This window comes from Collinsella sp. LCP19S3_D5, assembly GCF_052121415.1.
In the GTDB taxonomy this organism is placed as follows: Bacteria; Actinomycetota; Coriobacteriia; order Coriobacteriales; family Coriobacteriaceae; genus Collinsella.
The window spans coordinates 1-22,693 of record NZ_JBQKEH010000016.1 but is presented as its reverse complement, the minus strand read 5'-3'; the positions used below and the strand labels follow the sequence as shown (position 1 = coordinate 22,693).

15 protein-coding genes and 2 tRNA genes are annotated in these 22,693 nt (G+C 58.0%); 14 read left to right on the top strand and 3 right to left on the bottom strand.

Annotated features, from left to right (window positions below):
* The first annotated feature begins 6 nt into the window (after positions 1 to 6).
* Both ACTQXO_RS07315 and ACTQXO_RS07310 read left to right on the top strand, forming a co-directional pair.
* A complete protein-coding gene (locus tag ACTQXO_RS07315) occupies positions 7 to 972 on the top strand; it encodes a D-alanine--D-alanine ligase family protein (protein WP_427748142.1) in 966 nt (321 codons plus the stop codon).
* Positions 966 to 3,860 (top strand): helicase C-terminal domain-containing protein, encoded by a 2,895-nt coding sequence (locus ACTQXO_RS07310; RefSeq protein WP_441545589.1) that lies wholly within the window; start codon positions 966 to 968, stop codon positions 3,858 to 3,860. The genes ACTQXO_RS07315 and ACTQXO_RS07310 overlap by 7 nt, the downstream gene beginning before the upstream one ends.
* On the opposite strand, the gene ACTQXO_RS07305 is transcribed toward ACTQXO_RS07310, so the two are convergent.
* The gene (locus tag ACTQXO_RS07305; RefSeq protein WP_441032607.1) at positions 3,857 to 4,774 is read right to left on the bottom strand and encodes a helix-turn-helix transcriptional regulator; all 918 of its coding nucleotides are present in this window, start codon (positions 4,772 to 4,774) and stop codon (positions 3,857 to 3,859) included. The two genes, ACTQXO_RS07310 and ACTQXO_RS07305, sit on opposite strands and share 4 nt — an antisense overlap.
* The gene (locus ACTQXO_RS07300) at positions 4,761 to 5,783 is read right to left on the bottom strand and encodes a helix-turn-helix transcriptional regulator (protein ID WP_441032605.1); all 1,023 of its coding nucleotides are present in this window, start codon (positions 5,781 to 5,783) and stop codon (positions 4,761 to 4,763) included. Before ACTQXO_RS07300 ends, ACTQXO_RS07305 begins: the two co-directional genes overlap by 14 nt.
* A 198-nt stretch (positions 5,784 to 5,981) precedes the next feature.
* Here ACTQXO_RS07300 and ACTQXO_RS07295 point away from each other — a divergent pair, with 198 nt between their 5' ends.
* Together ACTQXO_RS07295 and ACTQXO_RS07290 are read left to right on the top strand one after the other, a co-directional pair.
* Entirely contained in the window at positions 5,982 to 9,092 is a 3,111-nt protein-coding gene (locus tag ACTQXO_RS07295; protein ID WP_441032602.1) for a hypothetical protein, read from the top strand.
* A 20-nt stretch (positions 9,093 to 9,112) separates the two neighbouring features.
* Complete coding sequence (locus tag ACTQXO_RS07290) at positions 9,113 to 9,331, top strand: hypothetical protein (protein WP_427717880.1); 219 nt, start codon at positions 9,113 to 9,115, stop codon at positions 9,329 to 9,331.
* Between the two features lie 62 nt (positions 9,332 to 9,393).
* Here ACTQXO_RS07290 and ACTQXO_RS07285 read toward each other — a convergent pair whose 3' ends face one another.
* Complete coding sequence (locus ACTQXO_RS07285; protein WP_441032599.1) at positions 9,394 to 12,825, bottom strand: MSCRAMM family protein; 3,432 nt, start codon at positions 12,823 to 12,825, stop codon at positions 9,394 to 9,396.
* A 298-nt stretch (positions 12,826 to 13,123) separates the two neighbouring features.
* Between ACTQXO_RS07285 and ACTQXO_RS07280 the strand changes: the two genes are divergently transcribed.
* The 10 genes from ACTQXO_RS07280 (at position 13,124) to ACTQXO_RS07235 (ending at position 22,038) form a co-directional block, all read left to right on the top strand.
* Positions 13,124 to 13,198, top strand: a tRNA-Gly gene (locus ACTQXO_RS07280).
* Between the two features lie 386 nt (positions 13,199 to 13,584).
* Positions 13,585 to 14,931, top strand: a complete 1,347-nt coding sequence (gene purB, locus ACTQXO_RS07275; protein WP_154516820.1) for an adenylosuccinate lyase — start codon at positions 13,585 to 13,587, stop codon at positions 14,929 to 14,931.
* Between the two features lie 129 nt (positions 14,932 to 15,060).
* Entirely contained in the window at positions 15,061 to 15,327 is a 267-nt protein-coding gene (locus tag ACTQXO_RS07270) for a TIGR03905 family TSCPD domain-containing protein (protein ID WP_441032596.1), read from the top strand.
* Positions 15,328 to 15,371: 44 nt separating this feature from the next.
* Positions 15,372 to 16,535, top strand: coding sequence for a hypothetical protein (locus tag ACTQXO_RS07265; RefSeq protein WP_427794048.1), 1,164 nt, complete (start codon positions 15,372 to 15,374; stop codon positions 16,533 to 16,535).
* A 152-nt stretch (positions 16,536 to 16,687) separates the two neighbouring features.
* A complete protein-coding gene (locus ACTQXO_RS07260; RefSeq protein ID WP_006236208.1) occupies positions 16,688 to 17,410 on the top strand; it encodes a response regulator transcription factor in 723 nt (240 codons plus the stop codon).
* 11 nt (positions 17,411 to 17,421) lie between these two features.
* On the top strand, positions 17,422 to 18,987 hold the full coding sequence (locus tag ACTQXO_RS07255) for a sensor histidine kinase (protein ID WP_154516828.1): 1,566 nt from the start codon (positions 17,422 to 17,424) through the stop codon (positions 18,985 to 18,987).
* 118 nt (positions 18,988 to 19,105) lie between these two features.
* Entirely contained in the window at positions 19,106 to 19,984 is an 879-nt protein-coding gene (locus ACTQXO_RS07250; RefSeq protein WP_154516897.1) for a phosphoribosylaminoimidazolesuccinocarboxamide synthase, read from the top strand.
* Entirely contained in the window at positions 19,985 to 20,560 is a 576-nt protein-coding gene (locus ACTQXO_RS07245) for a hypothetical protein (RefSeq protein WP_427717870.1), read from the top strand.
* Between the two features lie 93 nt (positions 20,561 to 20,653).
* Positions 20,654 to 21,934, top strand: a complete 1,281-nt coding sequence (locus tag ACTQXO_RS07240) for an aminopeptidase (RefSeq protein ID WP_441032590.1) — start codon at positions 20,654 to 20,656, stop codon at positions 21,932 to 21,934.
* A gap of 28 nt (positions 21,935 to 21,962) precedes the next feature.
* Positions 21,963 to 22,038 (top strand) — tRNA-Lys (locus ACTQXO_RS07235).
* Positions 22,039 to 22,693 lie beyond the last annotated feature (655 nt).

Below are 22,693 nucleotides of genomic sequence, written 5' to 3'. Positions count from 1 at the left end.
CTGCCCATGCCGGGTAAAAGCCTAGAGAACATGCACGTAGCGGTCTTGGCGGGCGGCCATTCCGCCGAGCGCGAGATTTCGCTCAATTCGGGAAAGAACGTCGTGGTGGCCCTAAAGGAGGCTGGCTACACTTCGGTGGAGCTGCTCGATACGGCTGCCGATGATTTTATGGTGACTATGGCAACTGGCGATTTTGACGTGGCGTTTATCGCCATGCACGGCGCCGGCGGCGAGGATGGCGCCATGCAGGGAGCCATGGAGACGCTGGGTATCCCCTATACGGCGTCGGGTGTGCTCGCCAGCGCGTGTGGCGCCGATAAAGAGGTTTCAAAGCTTCTGTATGCCAAGGCAGGCATCCCCATTGCCCCCGGTTTGGCGCTTGAGGCGGGCGACGAGGTTGATATCGATCGCATCGTTGAGATTTGCGGCGAGCGTTGCTTTGTAAAGCCCGCCGTCAACGGCTCCAGCTACGGCATCTCCCTGGTACACGAGCCCTCTGAGCTGCCTGCCGCCATCGCCAAGGCCTTTGAGTACGGCGATAAGGTGCTGGTCGAAAAGTGCATCGAGGGAACCGAGATTACCGTAGGCGTCTACGGCGAGGATGACGTGCGCGCCCTGCCGATCGTCGAGATTCGCAAGCCTGAGGACTGTGAGTTCTACGACCTGGATGTGAAGTACGTCGATCCCACGGATATCCACCGTATTCCGGCGCAGATTTCGCCCGAAAACTATGCTCGTGCCCAGGAACTAGCCTGTGCGGCCCACAAAGCCCTCGGCTGTCTGGGCATTTCGCGCAGCGATTTTATCGTGAGCGAGGACGGCCCCGTCATCCTCGAGACCAATACGATTCCCGGTATGACCGATACGTCGCTGTATCCGGACGAGATTCGTCATACCAAAGACATGACCTTCCCGCAGGTCTGTGACAGTCTGATTCGCATGGGTCTCCGTCGAGCGGGCATTGCATGCTAATCGAGGATGCTGTATCTCCTGGAACGCCGCAGTTTGTCATTGATTCCTATGCAACGCTTGCCGAGCGTGCCCGCACACAATCGTTTGGCCTTATCGAGGAGGATGTTATCGTCCTCGATACCGAGACCACGGGTCTTTCGGTCCAGGACAACGAACTTATCGAGATTTCCGCGGCCCGTCTTTCGGGCCGCGAGGTCGTTGACCGCTTTGACACGTTTGTGCATCCCAAGCAGCTGATCCCTGCCGAAATCACTGAGCTCACAAGCATCACAAACGCCGATGTGGCCGATGCCCCCTCGGCTGTAGAGGCCGTGGCTGCGCTCGCCGATTTTGTGGGCGGGTGCCCGGTTATCGCGCACAATGCCACGTTTGACCGATCATTCATCGAATCGGTCAAGGGCGGTGTCAACGTCAGCGACATATGGATCGATTCGCTGGCGCTGTCCCGTATCGCGCTGCCGCGCCTGGCATCGCACAAGTTGTCCTTTATGGCCGATCTGTTTGGCTGCGACTCCGTGTCGCACCGTGCAAATGCCGATGTCGATGCCCTGTGTGGGGTGTGGCGCGTGCTGCTGGTTGCCCTTACGGACTTGCCGCAGGGCCTTATGGCGCGTCTGGCGGATATGCACGCGGATGTTCCTTGGTCCTATCGTCCCATTTTCTCGTTTTTGGCAGGCCAAAACCCCGGCTCGATTTTCTCGCTTGCCGCCGCCCGCGCCGACGTGCTCAAGGCCGATCGCGCCGATGATCGCGTGGATGCCGACGAGCTGCCAGTTCTTAACATGCCGAGCCGCGAAGAGATCGAGGCGGATTATGCCCCTGGGGGCCTAGTCAATCGCATGTATCCCACTTATGAGCCGCGCGACGAGCAGATTGCCATGGCGCTCGAGGTACGCGACGCGTTGATTACGGATACGCATCGCGTGATAGAGGCCGGTACGGGCGTCGGTAAATCGATGGCGTATCTCGTGCCCTTTGCCGAGGCCGCCCGCCGAAACAACATTACCGTTGGCATTGCGACCAAATCGAATAATCTTGCCGATCAGCTTATGTACCACGAGCTGCCAAAACTCGCCGAACAGCTGGACGGAGGCTTGTCATTCTGTGCGCTCAAGGGATATGACCACTATCCGTGCCTGCGCAAACTCGAGCGCATGAGCCGAAGTCAGGCCGAGATTACCACCAAGCGCGATCCTGCCGACACGCTCACAGCGGTTGCGGTGATCATGGCGTATGTGTGCCAATCTGCCGATGGTGACCTCGATTCGCTCGGCATTCGCTGGCGCAGCGTCAACCGTCCCGACTTTACGACGGCCTCGCGCGAATGCGCTCGCCGCCTGTGTCCGTTCTTCCCCGATAAATGCCTCGTCCACGGTGCCCGTCGTCGCGCGGCGCATGCCGATGTCGTGGTCACAAATCATTCCCTGCTGTTTCGCAACGTTGCGGCCGAAGGGAGAATTTTGCCTCCCATCCGCCACTGGGTAATCGACGAGGCCCATTCCATCGAGCGCGAGGCGCGCCGCCAGTGGGCGCGCGTGGTCTCGGCAAACGAATCTCGCGTGCTATTTGAGCGCCTTGGCGGGTCGAGCTCCGGTGCATTGAGCCAGGTATCTCGTGATTTGGCGACATCCGAAGGCTCCACGCTTTATCTGGGGCTCACCGCGAAGGCGACGTCTACGGTCGCACGCGCGAGCATGGCACTCGCCGAGGTGTTTGACGGCGTGCGTGAGCTCGGCCGTCGCGCCCGCGGTGGCTACGACAGCGCAAATCTGTGGATTGGCCCCGAGTTGCGCGAGTCGGATGACTGGCATGACTTCTTGCAGTCTGCCAGCGCTGCTATCGATGCCCTGGAGCAGGCGGATGAAAATGTTGCCGCGCTGGTGCAGGCTGTCGCTGCCGATAAACCCGAGGTCGTCGTCGACCTGGGCGATGTTTCGCGCCGTCTGCACGAGCTGGCCGAGAACCTCAAGCTCATCATTGACGGCACCGACGAGCATTATGTGTACTCGCTGCAGGTCAACCGCCGCCTACGTGCGGGCGGAGAATCCATGACCGCCGAGCGCATCGACATCGGCGAGGCCCTGGCGAACGAGTGGCTGCCCGAGGTGCATACGGCCATCTTTGCCTCGGCAACCATGACGGTGTCCAAGAGCTTTGAGCACTTTAACCATGCCGTAGGCCTCGATCGCATTGGCGCTTCGGCATCCTCGTCACTACATCTGGATTCGAGCTATGACTTCGATTCGAACATGGCCGTAGTCGTGGCGGGGGACATTCCCGACCCTCGCGACCGCGAGGGCTATCTGTCCGCGCTCGAGCGCGTGCTGGTCGATGCCCATCTTGCCATGGGCGGGTCGGTGCTCACGCTGTTCACCAATCGCCGCGATATGGAAGACCTGTACGCTCGGGTTGAGCCCAAGCTAGCTCGTGCCGGCCTGGAACTCAATTGCCAGCGGCGCAATTCGTCTCCCCGTCGCTTGCGCGATCGCTTTATCAACGAGTCGACCTCGTCGCTCTTTGCTCTCAAAGCATTTTGGGAGGGCTTCGATGCCAGCGGCGAGACGCTGAGATGCGTCATTATCCCCAAGCTGCCATTCTCGAGCCCCACCGATCCTCTCTCGTGCGAGCGCAATCTGCGCGAGGACCGCGCCTGGGTACGCTACTCGCTGCCCGAGGCGGTTCTCGAGGTCAAGCAGGCGGCTGGTCGCCTGATTCGTTCATCGACCGATTGCGGCGTGTTGATTTTGGCCGACCCGCGTCTGGTGACGAAGGGTTACGGCAAGAAATTTCTGACATCGCTGCCTACGAGCTCGTATCAGCGCATCGAAACGGCGCAGATCGGCCACTATCTTCAGTTATGGCGCCAAGCGCACGAACGCCATCGCTAAGAACGGAAGGCCAGTGCCTCGGCGGCATCACATAGGCGCTTTGAAAGGGCGGGGTCGTCTGCGATGCGGATGGCTCCGCCCGCTGCGATAATCTGGCTAAACAGCCAGTTTTCGGAGCTATAGGAAACGGTCACGCTTGCCGTACCCTCCCCATCGGCTTTAATTGACCTGATACCTGCCCACCTCACGCGTTCTGCCATATCGAGCGGCATCAGGAGCTTAACGCTCTGGCTTGCCTGTGCAAGGGAACCGTGCAGGGACGTGGTTTCGGTCGTGTGACGCACGACGGAGTCTTCCGTCAGCAGAAGCTCCTCGATCTTGTCCATACGGTAGGAGCGCTGCCCGTCTGCCTCGACATCCCAGGCAATCAGGTACGTTTGGTCTCCATTGGTCGTGATCTTTAGGGGGTCGATCAATCGCCTGCGTGGATGCTGGTCGTCCAGGGAGCGGTAGGTGACGAGGCATCGCACACCATCCTGAATTGCACAGCAGAGTTGCTGCCAATAAGATCCGCGGGCGACGGTATCGACAACGCGTTGGTTGTATCCGAGTTCCGCCGGAAGGAGTGCGCGCCGGATGCGCGCCGCCGCGCACTCCTCGATTCCGAGCGACTCCAATTCATGGTTGAGTACGGCGCCCTCGGCGGCACTCAGGCGAAGCGGCAGCACACGGCCCGCATCGCCGATGAGAACCACACGTTCATCGCGGCATTCGCAAATGATGCGCGCGCCCGATTCGCGGTCTGCGAGCGTCGAGATGATGCCGATGATCTCGTCGAGCGAAGCTCCGGAGATATCGAAGCGACTGCAGATATCGTCTCGCGTCATGCCCGCCTCGCCGGCGGCATAGAGTGCCTCCATAATGTCGATGGAGCGCGAGAGCCTTTGTTCGCTGGTGAGCTTACGCACGGCCATGAGCGCTCACTGTCCTTTCGATGAGGCGGTTCCACGCCTGCTTGAGTTCGTTGGGCGCTACGGGCCTCATACCGTCAACGCTGTGTTCCATGCAAAATGACGCCGCCGCATTCAGGTCGCGAACGTCAACGGTCCAGGTCCAGCCGTCTTTGGCGTGCTCGAGCCTTCCTCGCCCACGTGTGAGGCCGTGGACCATGTCGGATTGAGCCTGCGGAGCAAACGAGAAAGTTGCCGTGACGGGCTGGCAATCGGAGAAATCGAATTCAAAGAAGAGGTAATCGTTGAGATTGAAGTCCGCGGGAATGGCGTAGGCCCGCGATGGGCGCCACGCACGAACGATGCGATCGCAGCGAAAGGTTCTGATTTTTCCGGTGGCGTCATCTAGGCCGCAAAAGTAGGCTGTTCCTTCACGCTCGAACATGCCGTAGACGCAAACAGTGCGTTGTCGTTGCTCACCCCGTCCGTTTTGATACAAAAAACGCAGCGCGCATCGGTCGGCAAACGCGCTCCATACCGCATCGACCGTCGGCGAGTGAAGAACGGGGGGCTCGGCCGTATTCGTCTCGCCGGTAAGATAGGCAATTTTGGAGCGTATGTCGGCGAGCGGGGTCGCAAAGGCCGAAGAGCCCGTGGTGAGGGTCTGATCGATAGCGTTTAGCAGAATGTCGGCATCGTCTGCGGTGATCAAGCCGCCCGCGGCAAACGTATGCTCACGGTCGATTGTCCAGGCGCTCTCCTCGGTCTCCTGGGCACCCGCGGCGCGAACTTCCTTGATCACAATGCCCCGCTCGAGCAGCTTATCGCGGTCGCGGCGAAACTTTCGCTTATCCGAGTCGACGTTGCCCGATCCGTAGCCTAGGTCAGAATCCAGCACGATCTGCTCGGTTGTTAGAGGCTCGGGGGAACTGTTGAGGACAAAGAAAAGGTTGAGGATACGCTGGGCGGTTTTGTCGAAACCGGGTTCTGGCGCATTTGTTTTGTTTGTCGCGGTCATATCGCTTACCGTCATAGAATCCTCGCATGGGAAGGTTATTTGATGCCATGATTTTAATCCGATATGGAGATTAGGCTATATCCTTGTCCGCTCAGTGCGTTAAGATGCCCAGATTTCGGCCGATTGCGTTCGCTCGGGGTATACTTTCGACTATATACGGTTCTAATGTGCAAGCATTGGGCCTATTTGTCGGATTATGGATGTGGAGCGCACATGGCGAACACCCAGAACTATATCAATCACCTGCTGCAGGGCACGGGCATCACGCCGGCGTGCAGCGAAGAAGAGCGTTTGGCTGCCGAGGATATCGCCCAGATCTTCCGCAATCATGGCTTTGATCCCGAAGTCCAGGAATTTAACGCTCCTGCACCCAGCAGGCTGGCATTTGCCGTCACAGGCATCCTGTCTTTTGCCGGTGCCCTGCTTATGGGTATTGGCGGCAGCATCGGCTTAATCGGTGTTCTGCTGGCCATCGCCGGTGCCGTGTTGTATGTGCTCGAGCGTACCGGTCGCCCTGTTATCTCTCGCCTGGGCAAGACGGGCGTGAGTCAAAATGTCATTGCCTATCACAAGGCCACAGGTCCGCTTGCATCTCCGCGCAACCGTCCGGTGGTTGTTGTCGCTCATTACGATTCTCCGCGTGCCGAGCTCCTCGCTCGCGAACCGTACGCGCCGTATCGCGCGCTCATCGCCAAGATGCTGCCGGTCGCCACGATTGTCCCCGCTGCCGTCGCCATTCTTCGTATACTGCCGCTCCCCGGCGCTCTTAAGGTTCTGCTTTGGATCGTTGCGATCCTCGCCTCTCTTGTGGCGCTCGCCAACGCGGCCAATATCATTGCCAACCGTTTTGTTCTTCCCTATACGTCCGGTGCGGTCTGCAATAAGTCTTCTGTAGCCGCGATGCTCGGTGTCATGGATAACGTTGCCCCTTACCAGGGCGAAAACGAGTTCCCCAACGACATTCCGTTTGATGACTATTTTGGTGAGCAAAAGCGTCGTGCCGAGGAGATGGCGCGCGCGGCGGCTGAGTATGCCGCTGCCCAGCAGCAAAACGACTACGGCAACACGATCGAGTACGAAGAGCCCTCCTACACCGAGGACGAGTTTGGCCAGCCGATCGCTCCCGAATCCGAGCAGGGCGAAGTTTTTGACGAGCAGATCGATGGCTTTGAGGGTGCCTCAGCTGACGAAACCCTGATTGGTGTCATTGCTCCCGAGGCTCAGGCTGAAGCCGAGGTTACTGCCGAGCCGGTCGCGGATGAGGATGTCGTCGAGTCGATTGGGGCGCCCGCTGTCGCTGAGCCGAGCGAGCCCGAGCCCAAGCTGTATCGCAATGCTGCCGGTAATATTCGCTTTGGTTCTGATGCCATTCGTGCCTTGGGGATGCTTCCCGAGTCGTGCACGCTTGATTACGAAGAGGGCGAGGAGCCGACGATCGATCCCGAGTCTGCTTCGGTTGAACCTGTCGCCGCGCCTGCCGACGAGCCCGTCGTCGATACCGAGCCCGAGACGGAACCCGAGCCCAGCCCTGCACCCGAGCCGGACACCGCTGCACCCGCTCCGGTGGTTCAGGATGTGTACGACGATCCCGCCAGCGATTACGATGAGTATCCGCAGCGCGTTTCCTATGAGAGCGATACCGATTTTTCGGCCGATCTACCGGTCGCGACGCCCCATGCCGATATAGCATCTGCGTTCTCTTCGATTGGAGCCAGCGCTTCAAGCTTCTTTAAGGGCGCACTCGCTAAGGGTAAAAAACTTGTCGACGACCTTGAGGAAAAGCGTGCCGCTGCGCGCGAGGTGGCAGAGCAGGAGGCTATTGCCCACCAGCAGGCTGCCGAGGCCGAGCGTGAGCGTGCGGCGCGGGAATTTGAACAGCATGAGGCTGAGCAGCCTGCCGCGACGGAGGTCGCCGAGGCTACGACGTCCTTCGAGGCCCAGCAGCCAATCGACGCCACGGAGACGCTCGATGCCGCGAAGTTCGATGCCACGATAACGTTCGAGAAGCAGGGTACTGCCATCGCCGAGCCCCTTTCTGTTTCCGATGAGTCCCAGGATGCTGCAGATGAGATCGAGGCGCCCGAAGCCGAGCCGGCTGAGAGTGTCGATGCCGAGCAGGTTGAGAACGTTGACGCCGAGACGAACACCGCCGACGAGATTGAAGCCGACGCGACGGTCGTCGTTGAGCAAGAAGAGACCCCGGTGATTTCTAACGCCGATGAGTCCAGGCCGTACTCTACGCAGATCTTTACCATGCCTGCCCCGAGCGATCCCGGCTCCACGGTTGCCAACCCCGCATCGGCGCAGGTCGAGACGGTTGATTCGCTCATGGCACAGATTTCGTCCAAGGCCGCACCGCGTCCGCAGATGAATATCCCCGATCCCGCTTCTGCTCCGGTGCTCACACCTTCTTCTTCGCCGCTTGCCTCGGTCCCCGATCCGTCGCTGCCCTCGATGCAGCAGGCCAACGTCGCATCCCGCACATCCCTCTTCGATCTCCCCGACCCCTCGGCTCAGGCCGACGATCCTTTCGCGACAGCTCAGGGGCCCGAGCCCACGTCGGCACCGGTTGCCCCCTCCATGCCCGTTTCTTCGGGCGCTCAGCCCATCGAAACCATCTCGGCTCCCGTCGCCAAGGAGGCAAAGCCTCAGAAGCGTGGTCTGGGCGGCTTGTTCGGACGCAAAAAGAAGAATGAGCAGAACAGCATGAGCGACTGGCTGGGCGTCGAGGATGACTACGATGCCAAGAAGTCTGGCCGCGGTATCGGCTCTTGGGATAACTTTGAGGACGATGATAACGGCTGGAAGGGCGGTGCCACCTCTTCTGACGGCGCTTCTGCTGAGGACATGCTTTCGGCTGTTGCCTCCATGGGTGATGACGAGCTGCTTGGTCACGATATCTGGTTTGTGGCAACGGGTGCCTCGGATTGTGACGGCGCCGGTATGAAGGCGTTCCTCGAAGCCCATCGCGATAAGCTGCGTGGTGTGTTCTTTATCAATCTTGAGTCCATTGGAGCCGGTAGGCTTTCGGTCGTGACGGTCGAAGGCGAGCAGCAGTTGCTCAAGGGTGATCGCCGCATCATGAATCTGGTCAGCAAGGTGTGCAAGTCGTTCCACGTTGATTGTGGCGCGTTTGAGATGCCCTATGCCAAGACCGATGCCTATGCCGCGCTCGAGGCGAGCCGTCGCGCCCTCACAATTGCCGGTGTCGATGGCCCGCGTCTTGCCTGCGCGCGCACCGAAGACGATTTGCCGTACAACGTCAACCCGACGAACATCGCTACGGTGTCCGAGGTTGTCACCGAGGTCATCCGCCGTTCGTAGCGGACCTCTAAGGAGTTAGCGTGTTTTCATACATCAAACGCCATTGGCCCGTCTATGTGGTTCTGTTTTTGATCGCCATCGCTATGGGTCTGGGGGCCGCATATATCGTGGGCGCTAAGGGGTCGACGCCCAGGTCCACGATGAGCGAAGAGGTGGAGCAAGAGCAGAGTTTGGGTGCCGACGGTATTTTGGATGGCGATCTGGAACTTGTTGACGGCGGGTCTGCGTCTACGGAATAGCCTTTGGTTACATACGCCAGATAACGGGCGAGCCGGCATATCGGCTCGCCCGTTATTTCTACCTACTCCTCTTTTGATGCCGAGCTTAGCCAAGTGAGCCAAATTGCTGTGCCACCGGCGGTCAATAATGCGGTGAGAAAAGAGATGATGGGTGCATTGCCCGTATTTGGAAGATCCTGCGGAATGGCGCATTTTTGAACAACACGATCTTTATCGTGCGACTCGAGTTTTTCGCCTCCTCCGTTGCGGCAAAGGTCAACACGGGCACTGTTGGCGAGTGCGGTTTGGGGCGTATAGGATGAGGTTGCACACATCCGGATGATTGCTCCGTGTAAATCCGATTTGAGGGATGCCGCCGCGTTGTCAAGGTCGTCATGCTCGTCTTTAAGCCCATTGCGATTCCAAGAATCGTTGTCGCGCCGGGTCGTAAAGTCTGCGGAAACCGAGCCATACTCAAAGCGAATCCCCGTGATAACAGTGTCGTCCGAAAGCGTAAGGTCCTTTACTTCGAGGGTGGAAGACTCCGTGGTCGAGACATCGGCTTTCCAAAGACTCCAGCCATCGTAATCGACAATCCGCACATCCTCGCCCAGCCGCTCTTTGACCTCGGCTGTCTCGAGCCACGGGTTGGTGTGTTCATCGTCAAGTGTGGCGTTGGCCTTTTCCTTTATGCCCAACTTGTCTGCCGGTGACGTTCGATACCAAACATTGCAGAGCCCGTTTAAGTCGCCGACGGCGATCGGGGTTTTAATGGCGACAAGTTTGGCCGTGCCGTCTTTGGCACATTCGAGATCGTCGGTGACGGTGAACTCGTCGACCCAGGTGCTCGATTCGTTTTGAGCGTCGATGGTGTAGGAATAGGAGCCCTTTCTGTCGGGTTGCGTCGCCGCCCGGTTTTTACCGTCGCCGTTCGCCACTGTTCCCTTTGCGGTTGGCCGCGCGATTTCTTGTCGCTTGTCGACGCTCCCCTTAATCTCAATCGGTGCATCCTTCATGGTTACGGCCTGGATCTTCCCCGTATCCTCGACTTCAAAGGATACGTCTTCAGCGAGGTCATAGGAGCGCGGGGACATTGTTTCGCGTAGGGTATAAGAACCGGGTTCAAGGTGCTCCACGCGATGGGGCTGCTCGGATGATATCCAAGAATCAATTTCTGTTCCATCGGCGTCGCATAAGACCAGTCGGGCGCCTTTAACTTCATGCTTGCCTGTCATATCGACCTTGGAGAAATCGACCTTGGTGTAATCATTGGGCAATTCGATCTGCGACTCGACCACGGGGACCTTCTGGTCGATATAAGTAAGCTCAACGATATGTGCTGTCCGATCAAGTAGATAGCCGTCGGGAGACTGGGTTTCAACGACTTCGTATCGTGCCGTTCCGCAACCCAGCGAAAGGTTGTCTACGCGAGCTTTACCTTGTTCATCGGTTGTGACGGAGGCAACGGCTTCACCGGCAAGGGCGGCAATGTGGCCATCGGGGCAAACGATATCGTCGGCAGCGCGAATTTCAAACTTGGCACCAGATAGGGCACTGCCGTCTACTGCGTCAGCCTTCACGATCTCGATGCTTCCGGTTGCCGCGCTGTTGAAATACGAGACGGCGGCGATAGGTGTGAGATCTGCATCGGCAGGAATCGTCACCTTCATTTCGTCGCCCACAAGGTAGGGCGCTTTGGCTGCGACTTCTCGTACGTAATATGTGCCCGGCTTGAGCGATTCTGGCAACGTGACGGTGCCGGTCGCATTGGTGGTAAAGGTGTTCATAACGTTGTGCGTCGGATACCAGCATGTTTGAGAGATGGGTTCACGGTTGCTGTTGAGCAGCTGAAAACTAAAGCCGGCAAGGGGGACGGAAGCTCCCGTCCGGGCATCGCGTTTGATGATTTGGAGATGTGTCGAAAGGGCGTGATTGTCCACTATGTACTGAAGCTTGGCTCCGTCGGCGATTTGCTCGGGCGCGATGGGCCAATCTTCTGCCCGCTTGAAGCCTGCGGGAACAGTTTCCGGGACCTCGCGAACGGTATAGCCCGCACGATCGTAGGGGATGGCTCCGTGGACGCCGTCCGGTCGTGTGCCCGCGCCAAACCAGGCCTTGGGCTGGTCTTTGGTGGATGCGAAGCCATAGATATTTGTCGTCAATGTGCCTACGACCTGCTTAGAGCTGTTGCTGACAATTTCAAAGACGACGCCTTCCGCTGGCTGTTCTAATCCCGATTGCTCGCCGTTCCCGTAATCCTTGAACTTGGAAATCTCGAGGTCAAACGCAACATGAGTATTGGGGATGCGGCGTTCGAGCTCAACGACACCCATGTCGTTTAATTGATTGGGACCGACCGTATAGGTCCAGCTGTCATGGGGGAGCAGGTAGCCCTCTGGTGCTTTCGATTCGTAGAGGGTAAAGGTTCCCAGGGGAATGTCGCTTAAGGTCGCCTGGCCATCGCCTTCGGTCGTGAAGGTGCGCGTCCACCCAGGGGTAGATTGCGAGACACAGGTAAATTCGGCTTTGGCGAGCGAGGTTCCCGCCTGCGCTCCGGCACTCGTTGCGGCATCGGTTTTGACGACACGCAGCGTGATAGAACCTGGCTGCTCGTTGATTGTGACATGTCCGCCGCTTTTTCCGGTGGTAAAGGCAATGCGATCGCGTCGGGGCAGATAGCCTGTCGGCGCTTTGGTTTCGATTAGGTAGTATGCCGTGTTGGGCAAAAGTGTTGCCCGTGCACGACCGTTGCCGTCCATTTTGATGCTGCCGACGTGTTTGTCCGTGTTTTTCTCAAAGATGTTAAACGTCGCCCCACCTAACTGATACGTATCGTTCCCGCTGGTAATGACAGTGTTCGCAGACCTTTTCTCAAAGGATACGGTGATGGTGGGCAAAACGTAGAGCATATCCTGGTGCCGGCCTTCGTTAGAGACGGGTCCGTGATAGCGTCTGGCGCGATGCGGGTCGGCCTTAATATTTCCGGCTTTTGCGTTGTCGTAGAGCCAGCGCGCCGCCGCGACAACCTCGGCGTCTTGATCGAACTTGCCGCTTTTGGCAACGCCGGCGTTGTTTGTATACGCAAAAGAGCCATCGGGGCGCGTGGTTCCTTTGAGCATCCACACGGCAATCTGGGTTGCGGCGCGGGCGCGTTCGGCCGTTAGGTTATGGCCGCCAAATGATGTGGCGGAAGGGTATCCATGGCAGATGACGGCGGCAAACTCGTTGTCGAGCCATGTCCAACCCTGATTGTAGGTCCGCCAGGGTCCTCCTGGGCTGCTGGGGCCGGGGCAGTCTTGGTTCATGCAGTAAGAAATCGAGGCGTCTTGTGCCTCGTACTTGCCAATGCCAAACGGTCCGCACATATCGCTGATGGTGCGAAAACTAAGCGTATCGTTTCCGTCGACGGCGCAGGCGGTACCAGGCGTGGCGCAGGCTAGAAACAACAAGAGGAATAGGAGCAGCGGTGCTGTTGCGATTGCGCTGTGGACAGAGTGCGTGGGTGCATTGGACATGGCTGCTCCTTATCCTTTGTGCGCCGCGCTGGGAGATTGCGGCGCGTGGGATGAGATTAGCGCCGGGGGTCATACGGGTAAGTACCGCGAGCTGACCAAGAACTTGCCAAGTTCCCAACAAATGGAGACCGGTTTTAGATAATCAAACAAAAGAGCAGGTAGAAGACGGTGTAAAACAGGTTACTCGAGTCCCTGTTTTCGCAATTCGAGCAACAAGAAGATGATTTTCCATGCGTAAAACAAGGGTTAGTGCCCTTGTATCAAACAAGACAACCGCGTTATACTATCCCCCACATATGCGGGCATCGCCAAGTGGTAAGGCATCAGCTTCCCAAGCTGACACTCGCGGGTTCGAGTCCCGTTGCCCGCTCCAGTTAAAAGTACAAGCACGGCACCATCACGGTGTCGTGCTTTTTTCAATAAAGCGCCGGGACTCGAACCCGACAGGGTGTGAGCGTTAAGCAAACGCGAAGCGTTTGTAGCGAGCAGGTGAAGGCGCCGACAGGCGCCTGAAGCCGGTGCGGATTTGCGAAGCAAATGCGCGGATGTCCCGTTGCCCGCTCCAGTTAAAAGTACAAGCACGGCACCATCACGGTGTCGTGCTTTTTTCAATAAAGCGCCGGGACTCGAACCCGACAAGGTGTGAACGTTAGGCAAATGGCAAAATGTTAGGTTAATACCTGCTGCCTATACTTGCACCTGCGCACGGTACAATGGTTGAGTTACGACCAACGTGCCAATAACCAAAAAGGAGCCGCTATGATCGATCGCTATACCCGCCCGGAGATGGGACACATCTTCTCCCTCGAGAACAAGTACGCCATTTGGCAGGAGATTGAGGTTCTGGCCTGCGAGGCCCAGGCGGAGCTCGGCAAGATCGGTATTTCTAAAGAAGAAGCTCAGTGGATCCGCGACCACGCCAACTTTGAGAAGGCGAAGGTCGACGAGATCGAAGAAGTCACGCGCCATGACGTCATTGCCTTCCTGACCAATATGAAGGAGTATATCGACGCCGATGTTCCCGAGGGCGAGCCTAAACCCAGCCGTTGGGTTCACTATGGCATGACCAGCTCTGACTTGGGCGATACGGCCCTGTGCTATCAGCTCACCCAGGCCTGCGACCTAATTATCGAGGACGTCAAGAAACTCGGCGAGATCTGCAAACGTCGCGCTTTCGAGGAGCGTAACACGCTCTGCGCCGGTCGCACTCACGGCATCCACGCCGAGCCTATGACCTTTGGTATGAAGTTTGGCTCTTGGGCCTGGGAGCTCAAGCGCGATCTGGATCGCCTTGAGGACGCTCGCAAGAACGTCGCCTTCGGTGCCATCTCGGGTGCCGTTGGCACCTACAGCTCCATCGAGCCGTTTGTCGAGGAGTATGTCTGCGAGCACCTGGGTTTGGTTCACGACCCGCTGTCCACGCAGGTTATCAGCCGCGACCATCATGCCTACCTCGCTGGCGTCCTCGCCACCACGGCGGCCACCTGCGAGCGCATTGCTACCGAGGTTCGCAATCTGCAGAAGACCGATACACTCGAGGCCGAGGAGCCGTTCCGCAAGGGTCAAAAGGGCAGCTCCGCCATGCCGCACAAGCGTAACCCCATCACCATGGAGAAGGTCTGCGGCCTGTCGCGCGTCGTGAAGTCCAACGCCCAGGTCGCCTTCGACAACGTCGCCCTGTGGCATGAGCGTGACATTTCGCACTCTTCTGCCGAGCGCGTCGCCCAGGCCGATAGCTTTATCGCGCTTGACCACATGTTCCAGTGCCTTATCCGCGTTATCGATGGCCTCCAGCTGTATCCGGCTCGCATGATGGCCAACCTCAACAAGACCCGCGGTCTCATCTTCTCCTCCAAGGTTCTGTTGGCCCTCGTCGATACGGGCATTACCCGTGAGGACGCCTACGCAATCGTGCAGGAAAACGCCATGGCGACCTGGCATGAGGTGCAGGACTGCGTTTCCGGCCCCACCTTCAAGGAGCGCCTCGAGGCCGATCCGCGCTGCACCGTCAGCCAGGAGAAGCTCGACGAGATCTTTGATCCGTGGGACTTCCTCACCCGCATCGATACGGTCTTCGATCGTCTGGAGCAGCTGAGCTTCGAGTAGGTTCGGGCATAACGTTAGCTTTTTAGGGCGCTTTGCTGGTAATGTGTGTTGCCGGTAAAGCGCCTCGTTGCATTTATGGAAAGACGGGGATAATAGTCGTCTCGAATGACATTCTGAGAAGGAGATCGCATGATTTCGTTTGATTACAAGCCCCAGGGCGTGTGTACTCGCAATATTCACCTCAATCTTTCCGATGACGGCAGCAAAGTGCTGGGCGTTGAGTTTACCGGCGGCTGCAACGGCAACCTCAAGGCTATCTCTAAATTGGTCGAAGGTGCTTCTTCCGATCGTGTGATTGAGGTGTTGGCCGGCAATACGTGCGGCACGAAAAAGACCTCCTGTGCCGACCAGCTTACGCGTGCCATCGAGGCCGCGCGTGCCGAGATTGCCCAATGAGTATTTTTGATCGCGTTAAGAATGGGGTAACGCGCCGAGGATTTGTGTTGGGTGGTGCTGCCGCGAGTGCTGCCACGCTGCTTGCGGGGTGCTCGAAAAAAACGGGCACCAGCGATGATGCTGCCGGTGAGCCGCAGGTTATCAAAGATGATTCCAAGATCGTCTCGATTACCGAAGAGTATGAGGCCGTCGACATTGATCTTAAGCCGACGGCGTCGTGGACGTTGCCATTGGGGACGCTGCTGTACTACTGCGATGGCGGTTACGCTGCGGCGATGATGGCGCCCGCATCTGCGCTGCATGCCAACACGCTTGGCGTGTTCAACATGGGGGACGGCTCACTCACCACGTTGATTGACGATCCTGTCGAGGGTTCCGGTTATGCGTTTTACGACGTTCGCGCCACCGATAGCGTGTTTGCGTGGGTTGAGATGAACTACGCGAATTCGTCGTGGAAGCTCTATGCGCAAACCCTGTCGGGCGCGGCGCTTACTGGTAATGCCGTTGAGCTTGATCGCGGCGGTGAGGATTACGACCCTCCGCTGTTTACCGCCTTTGACTCGTCGGTCATCTGGTACAAGATGCCTTCGACCGGTGGCAATAAGACCGGCAGCGATTCATATTGCTACCGCCGTTCGCTCGATGAATCTAAAGCGGAGGCAATCTGGAAGTCGACAGGCCGCTTTGCGTCTGCACCACGCGTGAGCGATGGCATCCTGACTATCTCACCCCGCGTGCGCAATGACGAGGGCGTCTACTACGGCATGACGGCGATCGACCTGACGGACGGCAACAATACCAAGAGGGCTCAGCTGGTCCTTCCTTCGTCGGTGTCACCTTTCGAGGCCGTATATATGGGCGATACGTTTGTGTTCTCCATTGAGGCGACCTATGCCGGCGTGGGCGGCCTGGGCAATATGGGTACCTACATTGGTAACGAGGGCGGCCCGTATCAATTTCTATCGCGCGAACCGCTTGCGTGCGCCGCCGGCAGGAAGGGCAAATATCTGGTTAAGGTTCAGGCGTCGCATTTTCTGATCGATACCTCCGCTAAAACCTATGGTTCGCTGCTGTCGCCCGACCGCGCTCTCGAATATGGCGATTATCCAGCTACGGCGGGAAAATCGAATACGTTTTTAACCTATGCCACGGTGCGCAATAGCCAAGGAATTCCCGAGACGGTTACCGCTCGCCTGTTCTCTCTTTAGCGCCGAGGGGTTAAAAAGGCGCCAACGGGGGAATAAGCCCAATGTAACCGTGAGTACCGCCCGCCGAGCTGTCGCGCCCATGCGATGCCCGGTGGGCTCAGGTGCGTTAAAATGGGCTTGTTCTTAGCTAATTGAGACAGGGGGGCCGTGTTATGGCTTCAGATGCAAAAAAGATTCTGCTGGTCGAGGACGAGAAGGCGATCCGTGACGCTGTCGCTGCCTATCTCGAGCGCGAGGGCTACTGGGTTGTTGGCGTTGGCGATGGCCAGTCTGCGATCGAGGAGTTCGAGAAGCACCAGTTCGACCTGGTTGTGCTCGACCTTATGCTCCCCAAGATCCCCGGCGAGCGCGTTTGCCGCACTATCCGCGATACCTCGGATGTGCCCATCATCATGCTTACCGCCAAGGGCGAGATCGAGGATCGCATCATCGGCCTCGAGCTTGGTGCCGACGACTACCTGATCAAGCCGTTCTCGCCGCGCGAGCTCGTCGCCCGCGTTCGCGCCCTGTTCCGTCGTGCTCACCAGGCAGACGAGCCCGCCGTTGAGGTACTCGACTTTGGCGATCTGGTCATCGATATCTCGGGCCACAAGATCTTGGTCGAGGGCAAGGAAGTTGATTTGACCGCTTCCGAGTTTAAGCTGCTTACCACGCTTGCTCGCCATCCCGGTCGCGTCTATAACCGTATGGAACTGGTCGAGAAGGTGCTCGGCTACGACTTTGAGGGCTACGAGCGCACCATCGACAGCCATGTGAAGAACCTTCGCGCCAAGCTGGGCGACGACCCCAAGAAGCCTAAGTGGCTCTATACCGTTCACGGCGTCGGTTATCGCTTCGAGGCTCCGGCCAAGACCGATAAGTCGGACGAGAAATAGGTAAATCACATATGACACCTGCGCGCTTTGAAATCGGACAAAAGCACAAGCAGGAGAACGAGGCGGGTTCCAAGGCAAGTTGGAACACGCCTCGTTCCGATTCACGGCCGGCGATGAGCTATCCCTCGCGTATGGCTTTGGCTTTTGCCCTGACATCGCTCATGACGGTATTGGTGCTGGTGGGCGTTGTCTCCGTTGTGTGGGGCACCGTCTTTTCGGATTACACGCGCTCCAATATCGTCGAGATCGCCAATTCTGCTGCCGAAAAGCTTGCGACGTCGTATGAGGAAAACGGCAATTGGACTGCGGGCGAGCTGCGCACGGTCGCGACATCGAGCTTGGTGTCCGACGACCTGGGTATGCAGGTCGTCAACAAAAAGGGCGTTGTCGTTTATGACGACTCATGGCCTTCGGCAAGTGCGACCGCCGATGTGCGCGAGAGCGAATTGCCGTCGAGCAGCTCGAGCGGTAAAAAGGCCTCGCATAGCCCGGTCTCGTCAGCGCCCACCGACTCCGATAGCGTTGCCAACGTCGAAATCGTTACGTCCTCTGGCGAGCATGTCGGACAGGTAAAGCTATGGGCTATCGGCTCCGACGCTCTGCTCACTAAGGCAGATTCTGCGTTTAGGGAGAAGACCTTTAACGCCATGGCTCTTGCCGCGGTTGTTGCAATCTGCATCTCGGTCGTTATCGGATCGCTCGTGTCGCGCATGCTTACCAAGCCGATTCATCGTATTACGAGCACAGCCAAGCAAATTCGCGACGGCGATCTGTCTGCTCGTACGGGCTTGCGCGGCGATGACGAAATCGATCAGCTGGGTGAGACCTTTGACGAGATGGCCACCTCGCTCGAGAAAGATATGAAGCACGAAAAGCGCCTGACCTCGGATGTCGCACACGAGCTTCGTACACCGCTCATGGCCATGCTTGCAACGGTCGAGGCCATGCAAGACGGCGTGTACCCCACCGACGACGAGCATCTGGAGACGGTCGCTTCCGAGACGCGTCGCCTCGCTCGTTTGGTGCAGCAGATGCTCGACCTATCGCGTATGGAAAACAGCACGGCTCCGCTCAATCTCGAACCGGTGGACATGGTTCCGTTCGTGCGATCGATTGTGAACGGCCAGGAGCGTCTGTTTGCCGACCGTGACCTTCGCCTTCGCTTTGCAGATGAAACCCAGGGGCACGACGATGTCGTCGAGGCCGATCCCGACATGATCACGCAATGCGTCATCAACCTCATGAGCAACGCCATGCGCTACACCCCCGAGGGTGGTTGGGTCGTAGTGTCGGTGCTCAGTGACCGCAAGCATGTCAGTATTGCCGTTTCGGATACCGGTATCGGTATTGCCAAGGACGATCTGTCGCGTATCTTCGGACGATTTTGGCGCGCCGATGCCAGCCGCGCCCGCGAAGCTGGCGGCCTGGGCGTCGGCCTCGCCGTAACTAAACAGATCGTCGAGCGTCACCATGGCTACATATCCGTGGAGTCGGAGCTTGGAAAGGGTACGACTTTTACGATTCATCTGCCCCGCGAGCACACGGCGGACGCGGCATCTACTACAATGGAGCACTAGCTTTTCGCTATTCGGTGAAGGAGGGACCGCGTCCCTGCCGCTCCGAGTTTGCGAAAACGTGCGGTAAAGAACCCGCATTTCTGTCGTATTTAGGTAAGGAGTGACTCACGTGACAACGATGGAGCGTCGTCCGGATTCCCGTGGCAAGGTTCGTGATATCTACGATGCCGGCGAAAACCTGTTGATGGTCGCCACCGATCGCATTTCTGCGTTCGACTTTATTCTTCCCGACGAAATTCCGTTTAAGGGAGAGGTGCTCAACCGTATCTCGGCGTTCTGGTTCGACAAGTTTGCCGATATCGTCCCCAATCACCTCGTCTCCATCGATCCGGCGGATTTCCCCAAGGAGTTTGCCGAGTATCGTGACTATCTCGCAGGCCGCGCCATGCTGGTTAAGAAGGCCCAGACGATTCCTATCGAGTGCATCGTCCGCGGCTATCTGACCGGTTCGGGCAAGAAGACCTACGACGAGAACGGCACCGTCTGCGGCATCCAGCTGCCTGAGGGCCTGACCGAGGCCTCCAAGCTCCCCGAGCCGCTGTTCACCCCGTCCACGAAGGCCGAGATCGGTGATCACGACGAGAATATCTCGTTTGAGCGTTGCTGCGAGATCGTTGGCGAGGACATCGCCACGCAGATCCGCGATCTATCTCTTAAGATCTACAAGGCTGCCGCCGAGTATGCAGCGACCCGTGGCATCATCATTGCCGACACCAAGTTTGAGTTTGGTGTCATCGATGGCAAGGTCACGCTGATCGACGAGTGCCTCACGCCCGACTCCAGCCGTTTCTGGCCTGCCGCCAGCTACGAGGAGGGTAAGATTCAGCCTAGCTACGACAAGCAATTCGTCCGCAATTGGCTCAAGGCCAACTGGGATATGACGGGGGAGACCCCGCATCTGCCCGCCGAGGTCATCGATGGCACGTCCGAGCGCTATCGCGAGGCCTTCCAGATCATCACGGGCTCCCAGTTTACAAGCATGAAGGAGAACGCGTAAGTGAGTACCCGCAGCGCCACGAACAAGCGCACGCAATCCCACGAGGTTACCGGGGTTGCGCGCAAGTCCGCCGCATCCGCCAAGCCAGCTCGTCAGGCAGCGAGTTCTGTTCGCGTCGTGCCGGCATCATCCAAGGCACGCCGCAAGGAGCTCGAGAAGGGCGAGAGCCTCGAGGGCCTCTCTAAAGAGGAGAAGCGCGCCCGCAAGGCTAAGCGGCGCGCCAAGGAGGACCGCATCTACACGGTGTCGAGTATCCTTCTCAAGCAGGATGAGGACTACACCAAGCGCCGTCGCATCTGGTGGGCTGTGCTTACTATCGGCATGGTGCTCGTCGTGGCCATTTGGTCTTCGCTGTACTTCGCTCCCGCTGGCATGGTGTCCAGCCCCGTCCAGATGGCCGGCATTGTTTTGTCCTACATCGTCATTCTGGGTGACTTCATCTACGACTTCGTGCGCATCCGTCCCTTGCGTAATATGTATCGCGCGCAGGCCGAGGGCATGTCCGATAACAAGCTCAACGCTATTATCGAGCGCTCGGCTGCCAAAGAGGACAAGAAGGCCTCCAAGAAGAAGTAGTAGCGTTACAACCTATAGATATCGCTAAGATATAAGGCGCGTCGTTTTTTGCGGCGCGCCTTTTTACTGTCCTGTAGATAGATGGAGTGGCACATGATTCGAGCTGCCCTGACGGTCGAAGAGGCTCTGGAGGGTATGAAGTCCCTGGAGCCCAAGATTAAAAATTATGCGCGTCTCGTTGTCCGCAAGGGCGTCAACGTTAAGCCCGGTCAGGAGGTCGTCGTTCAGTCTCCCGTCGAGTGCGCGTCATTTGCGCGCGTGGTGGTTGCGGAGGCTTATGACGCCGGTGCCGGTCACGTGACGGTCATCTGGGCTGACGATGCCGTGACGAGGCTTACCTACGAGCATGTCGAGAAAAGCTATTTTGAGCAGACTCCCGAGTGGAAGCGCATGCAGCTGGATTCGTTGGCTCAGGACGGAGCCTGCTTTATCTTTATTGAGGGCACGGACCCTGCTGCCCTCAAGGGCATCGATCCCGCTAAGCCTGCCGCAGCTTCTAAGGCGAGGAACATGCAGTGTAAGGTCTTCCGCCGTGGACTGGACTACAACATTAACCCGTGGTGCATCGCCGGCGCTCCGGTCGCTGCTTGGGCGCGCGAGGTATTCCCGGGAGACGCCGATGAGGTTGCAGTCTATAAGCTGTGGAATGCGATTCTGCACACCGCTCGTGCTGATGGCCAGGACCCGGAGAGCGACTGGGAGCTCCATGACGCCACATTCGAAAAGAACCTGCGCTTCCTAAACGATAATCAATTTGATTGCCTGCGCTACACCGCTTCGAATGGAACTGATCTGACGATTGGAATGACGAAAGGCCATGAGTGGGCCGGCGGCAAGGGAAAAACTCCCGACGGTCACCCTTTCTTCCCCAACATTCCCACCGAGGAGGTCTTCACCTCGCCCGATCGTATGCGCGCCGACGGCATCGTGTACTCGGCTATGCCGCTCATTCACCACGGCAATAAGGTTGACGATTTTTGGATTAAGTTCGAGAACGGCCGCGTAGTGGACTATGACGCTTGCGTGGGTAAGGCAACGCTTGCAAGCATTATTGAAACCGATGAAGGTGCTGCTCATCTGGGCGAGGTCGCGCTTATTTCCAAGAACACACCGATTCGTGAAAGCGGCGTTCTGTTCTACGACACACTCTATGACGAGAACGCCAGCTGTCACCTTGCGTTGGGTGTCGGTTTTCCCGAGTGCATCGAAAGCGGGTATGACATGTCCAAAGAGGAACTTCTGGAGCATGGCGTCAACGTTTCGAGCACGCACGTTGACTTTATGATTGGCACGGACGACATCGATATTACGGGCATTACACCTGATGGACGTGAAATTGTGATTTTCCAGAACGGACAATGGAGTTGGGAATAGTCTCAGACCGTGGTACAATGCCATCCGCGGGCCGTTAGCTCAGCTGGCAGAGCAGGGGACTTTTAATCCCAAGGTCCAGGGTTCGAACCCCTGACGGCCCACCATAGAATAGAAAAGCGACTGGCGGATGCCGGCCGCTTTTTTTGTTGCCGGTGCACGGGTTCGAACCCGAAAGGGCGCGGAGCTGAGGAAACGCGTCAGCGTTTGCCAGCGCAGCGCGCGAGGCGCGGAGGCGCCGAAGCGGCCGCCCGCGCAGCGGGCCCGAACCCCTGACGGCCCACCATAGAATAGAAAAGCGACTGGCGGATGCCGGCCGCTTTTTTTGTTGCCGGTGCACGGGTTCGAACCCGATCTTCTCTATATATAAGGACGCCTGGCGGCCAAAACCAGCCTTTTACCGACAGGAAACCAAAACCAGATGCCGTTAGAGTAAAGTAGCGCACCAGAGATGACCGATACCTCAACACCTATAAACCAGCTGGTCATCGCCAATACCGGAAGCCGATGCTTCAGATATGACTTCAGTGGAACAGCTGAAGGATCAATTTATTTGTGAACAAAATATGGAGTGCGTGATTCCCGCCCCGCGGGCCCCTCCGGTCTGGCAATATATCTCCTTGCCGCGCGGCCCGGTCGGACCGGGAACCGGCGCAGGCGTGCACCTTGAGAACCGGATACTGCGAGGATGGACACACCAGATGTGTCGCATCCGGGCAGACATCGAACCATTTGAAATGGTCTGACTTGGATTCGTTTTTC

What these genes read in the sequence shown, in the direction of transcription:
- ACTQXO_RS07315 (WP_427748142.1), top strand. Translation starts at nt 7, where the DNA reads ATGCCGGGTAAAAGCCTAGAGAACATGCACGTAGCGGTCTTGGCGGGC.
- ACTQXO_RS07310 (WP_441545589.1), top strand. Translation starts at nt 966, where the DNA reads ATGCTAATCGAGGATGCTGTATCTCCTGGAACGCCGCAGTTTGTCATT.
- ACTQXO_RS07305 (WP_441032607.1), bottom strand. Translation starts at nt 4,774, where the DNA reads ATGGCCGTGCGTAAGCTCACCAGCGAACAAAGGCTCTCGCGCTCCATC.
- ACTQXO_RS07300 (WP_441032605.1), bottom strand. Translation starts at nt 5,783, where the DNA reads ATGACGGTAAGCGATATGACCGCGACAAACAAAACAAATGCGCCAGAA.
- ACTQXO_RS07295 (WP_441032602.1), top strand. Translation starts at nt 5,982, where the DNA reads ATGGCGAACACCCAGAACTATATCAATCACCTGCTGCAGGGCACGGGC.
- ACTQXO_RS07285 (WP_441032599.1), bottom strand. Translation starts at nt 12,825, where the DNA reads ATGTCCAATGCACCCACGCACTCTGTCCACAGCGCAATCGCAACAGCA.
- purB (WP_154516820.1), top strand. Translation starts at nt 13,585, where the DNA reads ATGATCGATCGCTATACCCGCCCGGAGATGGGACACATCTTCTCCCTC.
- ACTQXO_RS07270 (WP_441032596.1), top strand. Translation starts at nt 15,061, where the DNA reads ATGATTTCGTTTGATTACAAGCCCCAGGGCGTGTGTACTCGCAATATT.
- ACTQXO_RS07260 (WP_006236208.1), top strand. Translation starts at nt 16,688, where the DNA reads ATGGCTTCAGATGCAAAAAAGATTCTGCTGGTCGAGGACGAGAAGGCG.
- ACTQXO_RS07255 (WP_154516828.1), top strand. Translation starts at nt 17,422, where the DNA reads ATGACACCTGCGCGCTTTGAAATCGGACAAAAGCACAAGCAGGAGAAC.
- ACTQXO_RS07250 (WP_154516897.1), top strand. Translation starts at nt 19,106, where the DNA reads ATGGAGCGTCGTCCGGATTCCCGTGGCAAGGTTCGTGATATCTACGAT.
- ACTQXO_RS07240 (WP_441032590.1), top strand. Translation starts at nt 20,654, where the DNA reads ATGATTCGAGCTGCCCTGACGGTCGAAGAGGCTCTGGAGGGTATGAAG.